Source organism: Pedobacter sp. 22226 (genome assembly GCF_052045455.1).
In the GTDB taxonomy this organism is placed as follows: domain Bacteria; phylum Bacteroidota; class Bacteroidia; order Sphingobacteriales; family Sphingobacteriaceae; genus Pedobacter; species Pedobacter jeongneungensis.
The window spans coordinates 1-10190 of sequence record NZ_JBQEPB010000017.1 but is presented as its reverse complement, the minus strand read 5'-3'; the positions used below and the strand labels follow the sequence as shown (position 1 = coordinate 10190).

The following is a 10190-nucleotide window of genomic DNA, read 5'->3' as shown; positions in this document are numbered from 1 at the left end:
TTTAAAACTAGAGATGACGAAAATTCACCCTGCCTTTTATTTAAACGCTTACTAAGCTTTCTTCTTGTAATAAGATTTGCAACAAAAAAATCAGTTTGATAAACCAAAGGAGATGACGTAATGTAAGAATTAAGCCGTTGCCGTGGTCTGTGCCCTCAAATTCAAATGAAAATACAAAATGAAATTCCTTAACAGGAGCTATTATTACAAGTAGGTAACATCTCGTAGCACTTTCTTTTTTTGTGGAGACACCGTGTTTAGGTTAGGAACCTATTGTAGACTACATCTTATCTTCGAGCTTAAAAAGAATTTCTACAATTCCATCTGATAAAACAGGTCTGCCATTCGAAATTTGTGGTTCCCACCTGGGAGACAGGCTAACTACTCTGATCGCTTCTGCATCACAGCCGTAGCCTATGCCATTTAATATACTTGGGTTGATCAGATTTCCCCTTTTATTGATGGAAAACTTAATGATTACCTTACCTTCTATATTCTTTTTAATTGCCTGGTCGGGATAAATCAAATTTTTATAGAGCAAATCATAAAAAGCTTTTTTTCCGGAAGGGTAGGAGGCTGGTTTATTAAAGAAAGGGAACGCACATACCAGGTAATTAGAAACAATATATTTAACTTGTTTGCGTTTTTTTAATCTTTTGGCAGTTATGGTTAAACTGGTTGTATCTATCTTTTTATTTTTAAAAGTGTTAAGCGTAATGGTTATAAACCTACTGCCTTCGTTAATAATTTTAAATTCTTCTGATCCGGTATTTATAGTGAAAATATCATTAAGTTTAATTCCATTAATGGCGAAATACCCTAAACTATCCACATTTCCATAAATCACATTGTTTTGACAAATGGTATCCTGAGAAGTGGTTTTAATATACAGATTTGGAATTACTGAACCATCAATGTTGAGGATTCTGCCTCGTACATTAATGGTATCCAAATAGAACTTTTTAGGTGTTAAATTTTGCGCGTTCGCTTTAAAAAAAGTGCAAATTATAAATATGAGTAGAATTACTTTTTTCATAATTACATGATGCTGCGAGAAATGTGTTTCCACAATTAGCCCAATAATTCTTTTGCATCTTCAATTGCTGATGCACCTGGATTTTTATCGTTTAACATTTCGGCAATTACGCCGATACGTTCTTATTTCTTTAAGCTCATTAATTTATCGATTTTTTTTAGGAATATTCTGTGGAGACACAGACCATGGCGGTAGATGATTAAGCCAGCAATTCTTTTGCATTTTCAATTGCTGATGCTCCCGGATTTTTACCGCTTAACATTTCTGCAATTACGCCAATACGCTCTTCCTGTTTAAGTTTGCGTATTCCGGTGGTGGTTTTACCTTTATCTTCATTTTTATGTACAAAATAATGAGATGTACCTTTGGCTGCAATCTGTGGTAAATGGGTTATCGAAATCACCTGCATGTTTTTGCCCAGTTCAGAAATTACTTCGCCAACCTTTAAGGCGGTTTCGCCAGAAATTCCGGTATCAATTTCGTCGAAAATAATCGTTGGTAAGGAGGTGTGTTTAGCCAATAATGCTTTTATAGCAAGCATTAAGCGTGATAATTCGCCGCCCGAGGCCACTTTGTTTACCGGGGCAGGGGCCTGACCAGCATTTGCAGTAAAAAGCAGGTTAATTTCATCAAGCCCGTCTTTATTTAGTTCAGGTAATACTTTTTGATCCAGTACCAGTTTAGCATTAAGCATCCCCACTTTTTTAAGTGTGGCACTGGTTTGCTCTTCAACAATTTTAATTGCTTTTTTACGGTTGGCACTTAATTGACCGGCCTGTTGATGCAGTTCTTTTTTAAGCTGATCGATTTCCTGCTGTAATTTTTCGATATGCTCATCAGAAGACAACAACTTATTCAGGTTTTCTTCCAATTGCTTTTGAAGCGCTAACAGTTCCGTATTATTGCTAAGCCTGTGTTTTTGTTGCAGGGTATAAAACAAATCCAGTCTTTGGTTTACAATTTCTAAGCGCCCGGCACTGTGCAACGTATTTTCTTCTATTGTAGAAACCTCGTCGGTAATGTCTTTTATCTCAATAATTGATGAGCGCAGGCGTTCATAGAGCATGTTAATTGCCGGGTCGAATTTTTCAATACCCTGTAATTGTAAAGAAGCTTCTTTTAAAATCTGCAGGGCAGAAGGTTCGCTCTCGTTAATTAATCCTGAGGCCGTAAGTAAAGCCCTTTTAATGGTTTCGGCATGGGTTAGGCGTTCCAATTCCTGCTCCAGCTCTTCCTGCTCGCCTTCCTGTAATTTTGCCTGTTCGAGTTCGTTAAACAGAAATTGTTCGTAATCCTGTTTGTTACGGGCTTCGTTGGCTTCAGCAATTAATTTCTTTAACAGTGAAGTATCTTGTTTAAGTTTTTTAAATCCGCTGCGGTAATTAAGCAGGAGAGGCTGATGGTTGGCCAATGAATCAACAATCAATAATTGAAAATCGGCGTCATTAATTTCCTGTGTAGCATGCTGCGAATGGATATCGATCAGTTTTTCGCCGATTTGTTTGAGGATAGACAGATTAACAGGGGTATCGTTAATAAACGACCTGGTTTTGCCATCTATAGAGATTTCTCTTCTTAAAAGGCCTTCTTTTGAAAAGTCGAGATCATTCTCTTCAAAAAGTTCTTTCAGGTTTTCATCCGCCAGTGCAAAACTACCTTCAATAACACATTTTTTATCCTGGTTAAAAAAGTATTTGCTTTCTGCCCGCTGACCTAAAATCAGCGATAATGCACCCAGTATAATGGATTTACCGGCACCGGTTTCACCTGTGATGATATTTAAGCCTTTGTCGAATTCGATATCAAGACTATCAATTAATGCGTAATTACGTATAGAAAGTTTTTGTAGCATGCTAAGCAAAAATATTAAAATTTATGTCAACAGGTGAATACAAAACAAAAACAGCGAAGAATAATCTCCGCTGTTTCATAATCTGTTTGGTTGTGTGTAGTTTTATTTTACTGAAATGCTGATGGCATTATTATTTGAAATGGTTAAGTTTCCATTTTGTACGAAGCTTTTTACCGCAAGTTGATCTGCATTTTTAAAATCGGCTTTTTTGTATGTTACCACTGCATTCTCAATTTTCAATGTTTTAACAGGGGCTGAAAAATCTTTATTGTTGTAAAGCATAACAGCAGGACTGATTTGTGAGCTTTTGTTACCGCCTTCAACTTTTTCTTTTTTTTCTTTCTGCTCCATTTTCTCTTTTAGTTCCTTCACCTCGCTGTCGAATTTTTCTTTTAACTTTTTATATTCCTCAGTCTGTTTTACCTTGTTGTTATTGTCGTAATAAAAAACAGTGCCATCCGGACCGGTAAGCATGTGCCTGTTGCCTTTAAAAATCGAATCAGATTGTAATTTTGTAAGCCCCGATAAATTAACCATATCACCTGATTTTAAAGCCTGTATCCTGATGTTATCAATTTGCGCCCTAAATTCTGGAGTATTGATTTTCGCAGCCATTTCTTCGCCCATCTTTTTCCATTTTGCCTGCGCCTCGGGAGAACCAAATTCTTTAGCCATATCTTCACCCATTTTTTTCCACTTTGCCTGTGCTTCAGGAGAATTGTATTGTTTGGCAATATCTTCACCGAATTTTTTCCATTTGGCCTGCGCTTCCGGTGAGTTGTATTGTTTGGCTATATCTTCGCCAAATTTTTTCCATTTAGCCTGGGCTTCAGGGGAATTATACTCTTTAAAAATTTTATTGCGAACCAGCGAATCGTTAAACCTGAATTTAAATGAACTATCGGCGTGGATGCGGTACACATTATGCCCAGCAAAAAGCTCATCCCTGTAAAAATCTTTTCTTAAGCTATCAGGCATATCTTTTACCGAGTTATATTCGGTTTTATTGCCATTAGCATCAATGGTTACAATTTTTATCTTACGTTTTTTAGTGGTATCGGTGCAAACAATAGTTTTCAGATCATGATGATTGATCACACTTAAAACCTCAATCTTATTGCTTTTTTTATGCTCTTTTTTCTTTTCTGTTGGATTGATCCAGGCAATAGAAAACAAGCAGGCTACACCCAAAGTCAGGGCTGCCATTTGTTGTTTGGCGTTTAAATAATTTGTTTTCATGTTGGTTATTCTTTTAATGCGTTGATATAAATTTTGGGTCTTACCTGTTGCAGCTAGTGCATATGCCGGACTGTTTTTATCTTTCAGAAGTTCGAGTTTAAGCAGTGCGTGGGCATAGTTTAACGGTTTTCCGGTAATTTTTAACACCAGGTCATCACAGGCGTGCTCGCGCTCGATGTGTATAAACCTACCAGCCATCCACACAAATGGATTGTAGAACAGTAAGGTTTCGATTGCTGTTTTAATCAGATTTAGTAAGAAATCGTTTCTTCTGATGTGCGATAGTTCGTGGATTAAGATGGCCTCTACCTGATCGTTATCTAACTGATTAACCAGTGCCAAAGGAAATAATACCACAGGTTTTAAATAACCGATAACCAAGGGCACATTCACAATAGATGACAGGTGAAACTTAATGGCCTTTTTAATTTTAAGATGGGCCGTTACCTGTTCGAAAATGGCTTTCCATCCATCAGGAATGGCACTTAAGCTTTCCTTTTTCAGTTTAGAAAGCTGACCATAACCTTTAACAATCACAAATAGCTGAAGCACAATGCCAATCGCATAAAAAGCTACCACAACAGGGAAATATTGTTCCGCTTTGCTGCTAAAGCTTGGAGGCAGGTTATTAAAATACTGGTAAACCTGAATATTTTGTGGATTAATGGCAACCGCCTGACTGCTGATACTCTGCACTAATTGATTGATGAAGTTGTAAACAAAGCCGGCAAACATCAAAATGATGGCACCAAAGGCAAGGTTGTGCTTATACTTTGCTGCCAGTTTTGGTATGCTTAGCATAATGATAAACAGGACGCCATAAATAATAGCACTTTGCCAAAGTGAATTTAAAATGCTCCATCCAAATGCTTTGATAAACTGTTGTAATAAAGTTTCCATAACGGTGGTTTTAATTTTTAGCCGGGATAAACCGAAATTTAATTGTTTATTAGGGATCTAAACCCTACACCTTTCAACCCTCACATCAACCTTATTTAAGGCTATCTAAATATTTTTTTATTTCATCAATTTCATCAGCACTTGCACTGTGGTTACCCAGGGCCTGCATCACCAATCTTGCAGCCGATCCGTTAAATACATTGTCGATCATTTTAGTTACCAGTTGCTTTTCAGTTTTATCCTGGCTCACCAATGCTTTATAGATATGCGTTTTTTGGTTCGTATCTCTTTCTACCATTCCTTTCTCATGCAAAATCTGCATCAGTTTTAAAGTTGTGGTATAACCAGCATCCTTTTTATTCAATGCCTCATGCACTTCTCTTACCGTGGCGTTGCCTTTTTGCCAAAGCACCTGGAGGATTTCCATTTCGCCTTCTGTTGGTTTGATGTTCTGATTGCTCATATGTTACAGTTGTACGAATTATTTCGTAATCAAATGTACGAAGATATTCGTAATAACAAAATATTTTAACAGATTTTTAACTTTTGTGTTTTAGGTTAACTGTGTAAACTGGTTAATTGGTTAACTGTGCATTAAGTGCTAATGCCTGTTTTGAGATAAGACGCAGGAGTGGGGGAAATGTTGCATCTGTAAGAAGGTTAACTGTATAAACCGGTTAATCGGTTAGATTGTTAAATCTGATTGCCGTGGATACCGGCCTGTGAGTAAGGCCTACAGGCGCCCGCCTGAATGTATCGGGCAGGTATGAATAAAAGCAGGACTTGCTTTTAACTGAAATACTGTTGCTGATTTTCTGAAAAGTAGCTATAAGTAAATCAACCAATAACAAATGTACTAGTTTGGCGTCAGGCGTATCGCGGGTCGATTAACCAATTTAACCAATTAACCGATTAACCAACGAAGAACTAATTCTTCCTCAACCCTTCATACTTGCCAATATTAGCCGGATCAATTTCTGCCAGCATGTTGTAGGCTTTCATGCGTTCCTGTCCGTTTAATTTAGAAAGTACATTAGTTATTTCTTCTGCCTTAGAGGCGAAATAAACATTCGGGAAAATGGAACCCAGTTTTTGTTTGTCCATCTGTGCCAATGCGGGTAAAGCAGCGACAATCTGGGTTAAACCTTTATCATTATCCGTAAGCTGATCTAAACCACTTAAATGATAGCTGTAAATAAATGCACGTAGTTCGCTAAAAATGGGGTTCAGCACATTTTCATTAAACCAGAAACGGTTGCGCAAGCCATCGGCAGCTTTCCAGCCTGTATTGCCAGATGCCTGTGCTAAATTGATGATGTTCTGCGCTTTTTTATAAAAAGGAGTGCCACCCATTTTACTAAAACTGTCTTTATCCATCCCTATGATGGTGTAAGCATAGTAGGTGAGTAGAGCACTAATGTTGGAAATGTAATTCTGATCAGAAAAATCAATGGTAGAACCATCAAGGTAACTAAAATCGAAATTTTTATCGCTCATGTTCAACAACGTGCTATTATAAGAACTGTTGAAAACCGGGCGACTGCTTTGAATCTGTGCTTCGGCGGTATAACCAGAACCCCCATCCCAAGAGTTGATGGTAATGACAAAACTACACTCAATACGTTCCTGGGGCTTATAACTTTCGTTACTGAATTTATTGTTGTTTAAAAAATCACGGATGGTTTTTTGAAGTGCATCTAAAGTTGGTTTACTGATGTTCGAAACCTGTGGCGCCAGCAAAGTAACCCTTGCGTTCAACTCCTGCGCCTGTAATTTCCCGAAACCAACCAATAACAATATCCAAAAAATCTTTTTTATCATTTCGCAATTTTTAAAATGGCAGCACAAATATCTTTAGCTACATCGGTTTTCGATTTCATCTCGAATACCATCCGTTCTAAAGCTTTGTTAAAAATAGTAATTTTATTGGTATCTGATTTAAAACCCGCTCCCTTATCATTTAAAGAATTTAAAACTACCAGGTCAAGATTTTTCTTCTCCAGTTTACCTTTGGCATAATTTTCTTCATCATTGGTTTCTAAAGCAAAACCAACCAAAATTTGATTTACCTTTTTTTCTCTCCCTAATGAGGCAAGAATATCCATAGTTTTTTCCAGTTCCAAAACCAGGTCGCTTTCCTGTTTTTTGATTTTTTGTGTGGCCACTTGTTTTGGACGATAATCAGCTACTGCCGCACACATCACCGTGATATCGCTTTCGGGGAAAACAGAAGTGCAGGCATTAAACATTTCCTGCGCACTTACCACATCAATTCTTCTCAAGCTTTGAACAGCTTTTTGAGCTGTAGGTCCGGCGATTAGCGTAACATCGGCACCCAGTTTGGCCAGTTCATCTGCAATGGCGAAACCCATCTTGCCAGAAGAGTGGTTCCCGATAAAACGGACAGGATCGATAGCTTCGTAAGTAGGTCCCGCAGTAACCATTACTTTTTTGCCAAACAATGGTGATGATTTCTTAAGGGCATTTTCCAGAAAAGAAACAATTTCTTCAGGCTCAGCCATCCGGCCTTCACCCCAAAGCCCGCTCGCAAGTTCTCCGTTGGCCGGTGCAATAACCGTATTGCCGTAACTAATAATCTGTTCAATATTACGCTGGGTAGTTTCATGTTTCCACATATCCAGGTCCATTGCAGGCGCAACATACACCGGACATTTAGCTGAAAGGTAAACCGCAGTCAGTAGATTATCGCAGATTCCTGTTGCCAGTTTAGCCAAAGTATTGGCACTTATCGGAGCGATGATGATGAGATCGGCCCAGAGACCTAATTTAACATGATTGCTCCACACACCTGTTTCTTCTTCGAAATATTGTGTATAAACAGGGTTTTTAGAAAGCGTAGCAAGGGTAAGTGGTGTAATGAAATTAGCACCATCAGGGGTAAGAATAACCTTTACGTTTGCACCAGCTTTAACAAGCAGCCTAACCAAAAAAGCAGACTTATATGCCGCAATGCTACCGCAAACGCCAAGGATTATATTTTTATTTTTTAGCATAGCATGTAGGGCATGGGGCATAGAGCATAGAGCGTAGTGCTAAACGCTTTGCCCTAAACGCTATGCGCTATGCTATTTACTTTTGTTCTTTAGCAGGATTTCTGTGATAAATTTTCTCATTCAAAAATTCATCAATAGCAACCAAAACAGGCTTAGGCATACGCTCGTAGTGCTTGCTGATTTCAATCTGCTCACGATTTTCGAAAATTTCTTCCAAATTATCGTTGCTGGAAGCAAATTCTGCCAATTTACCGTGTAACTCCTCTTTAACGTTGTTCGAAATCTGATTTGCCCTTTTAGCAATTACCACTAATGATTCGTATAAATTATCAGTAGTTTTATCTAAATCGTGTACGTTTCTGGTTACTGTAGTATTTGGTACAGCAGGTTTATTAGTATTCATGTATTACTTGTTTTTAATATTCGTATTATCTGCATTAGTCGGCTTAGCAGAAACAGTATCTTTTAACTTACCTGTTCTGATCAGCATTTGCTTGTATTTTTCCTGATCGGCAGCATATAAAGCCAGTTCTTGTTTCGTGGTTACAATACCCGCTTCAACATCCTCCTTAAGTCCTTTAGCCTCTTTCATAAATTTGCTGTCAGGGTGGTTTTCAGTAAACTCAGTATATAAGGCAAGTGCTTCATTATAACGGTCTTCCTGACGGATGATATAACTGTTTTTTGCGTATAAATATTGTGCCCTGATCATCAGGAAGTCCATTTCTTCTGCATATTTAATATCCGGGAAATCTCTTTGCGCATTTTTCAACGCAATAACAGCAGCCCTGTAGTTATCTACATTACTTGGACCGGTAGTTAAGTACATCTTAGCGTTTTCAAAAGCTTTATCTTCTAATTTACCCCTTAAAGTAGCAATGTATTTACCTGCTGCAGCAGCACGGTCGCTGGTAGGGTATAAGTTGATAAACAATTGCAAAGCATCAATCGCCTTATAAGTATTTTCCTGGTCTAAAGAGAAAGCTGGCGATTCTAAATAGAAACAGTAAGCGCCCATATACCTCGCTTCTTCTGCATTTTTACTGGCAGGGTAGGTATCTGCAAAGCTTTTAAACTGATATCTCGCAGTAGTGTAATCACTTAATCTATATAGCGTATATGCATAATAATAATTCAGATCCTCAGCTTCTGCACGGCCACGGTATTTTTGAGATAGGTCCTCAAAAAGCACCAAAGCTTTACTGTAATCGCGTTTATTATACAAACGAAGCGCCTCCTGGTATTTTTTTGCAACGTCATTACTCGCTCTCAATTTCTCGAAACGACTTTTACAACCCGCAATACCCAGAGCGGCAACAAAAACTAAAATAATTAAGTGTTTAACTTTAAACATTCTGCAAAGATAATTAATAATACGATAACATCAATAAAAACAATTCGCCGCTAAGCTATGCAAAGCAATTCAGTACAATATAACAGTTAACAAATTTTAACATATATATAAGGTTAGTGTGTACACTATATAGTATGCACTCGTTTTTTTTAGCAAATCAGGTGTCGTGCTGCTATATAAGTTTGGTCCCGCTATTCGCTTCAAAGCCTCGGTTCGTTCCTCCCCTTCGTGTTTTCCGCTGCTATCGGGTTTAGTTGGGCAGGCATTCGGGAAGTTTAAAGTGCTGGTGTAGCAGAAACAGCCTTGCAGGTTTCTAAAACTGCCGGGTTTAGCATGAAATTTTAGTTGCAGGTGGGTTGCAAACACCTGGTCTTCCAAAAAGTTTTGCTTCGGGCAAAACTTTTTGTTGCTGTAAACCATCCAGTTACAATAAACCTTTCAATAATCCACACAATCTCTTTGCAGGTGTACTAATTTTTCCTACTTTTGCATCCCGCTTCGGAGGAAGGGTTTTAGTTGAAAGAGTGGCCTGGTGATAACGGAAAGCGATAATTATTTTAAAATAAATGTTGCAGGAGAGAAAAAGATTGCTACCTTTGCAGCCCGGTTCGGAAGAACGGAAAGCCAGTTAAAGCTGGCCTATTGAAATAAAAGAAAGAGGAGAAAAAGAGGGCTGAAAAAATAAAATTTATTTTATTTGGAAGTTTAAAAAAGATCCTTACCTTTGCACTCCCAACCGAAAGGGAAGGAAAAAAGTTGGAGCAGCGGATGTTGCGCAAACAACAAAACAAGATT

Annotated in this window: 8 protein-coding genes; all 8 read right to left on the bottom strand. The window is 38.0% G+C overall.

The window, feature by feature from the left end; all coding sequences use genetic code 11:
• Positions 1–280 precede the first annotated feature (280 nt).
• Positions 281–952 (bottom strand): energy transducer TonB, encoded by a 672-nt coding sequence (locus tag ACTJKC_RS25305; protein ID WP_440796445.1) that lies wholly within the window; start codon positions 950–952, stop codon positions 281–283.
• 283 nt (positions 953–1235) lie between these two features.
• A complete protein-coding gene (gene recN / locus ACTJKC_RS25300; protein ID WP_440796443.1) occupies positions 1236–2888 on the bottom strand; it encodes a DNA repair protein RecN in 1653 nt (550 codons plus the stop codon).
• A gap of 102 nt (positions 2889–2990) precedes the next feature.
• Positions 2991–5027, bottom strand: a complete 2037-nt coding sequence (locus tag ACTJKC_RS25295) for a M56 family metallopeptidase (protein ID WP_440796441.1) — start codon at positions 5025–5027, stop codon at positions 2991–2993.
• A gap of 91 nt (positions 5028–5118) precedes the next feature.
• Positions 5119–5490, bottom strand: coding sequence for a BlaI/MecI/CopY family transcriptional regulator (locus ACTJKC_RS25290; protein ID WP_316827256.1), 372 nt, complete (start codon positions 5488–5490; stop codon positions 5119–5121).
• A 464-nt stretch (positions 5491–5954) separates the two neighbouring features.
• Complete coding sequence (locus ACTJKC_RS25285) at positions 5955–6848, bottom strand: DUF4835 family protein (RefSeq protein ID WP_440796439.1); 894 nt, start codon at positions 6846–6848, stop codon at positions 5955–5957.
• Positions 6845–8041, bottom strand: coding sequence for a bifunctional phosphopantothenoylcysteine decarboxylase/phosphopantothenate--cysteine ligase CoaBC (gene coaBC, locus ACTJKC_RS25280; RefSeq protein WP_440796437.1), 1197 nt, complete (start codon positions 8039–8041; stop codon positions 6845–6847). The genes ACTJKC_RS25285 and coaBC overlap by 4 nt, the downstream gene beginning before the upstream one ends.
• A 76-nt stretch (positions 8042–8117) precedes the next feature.
• A complete protein-coding gene (locus tag ACTJKC_RS25275; protein ID WP_025145617.1) occupies positions 8118–8444 on the bottom strand; it encodes a DNA-directed RNA polymerase subunit omega in 327 nt (108 codons plus the stop codon).
• A 3-nt stretch (positions 8445–8447) separates the two neighbouring features.
• Positions 8448–9395 carry an outer membrane protein assembly factor BamD gene (locus ACTJKC_RS25270; protein ID WP_344853120.1) on the bottom strand — a complete coding sequence of 316 codons (948 nt, stop codon included), beginning with the start codon at positions 9393–9395 and terminating at the stop codon, positions 8448–8450.
• Between the last annotated feature and the right edge of the window lie 795 nt (positions 9396–10190).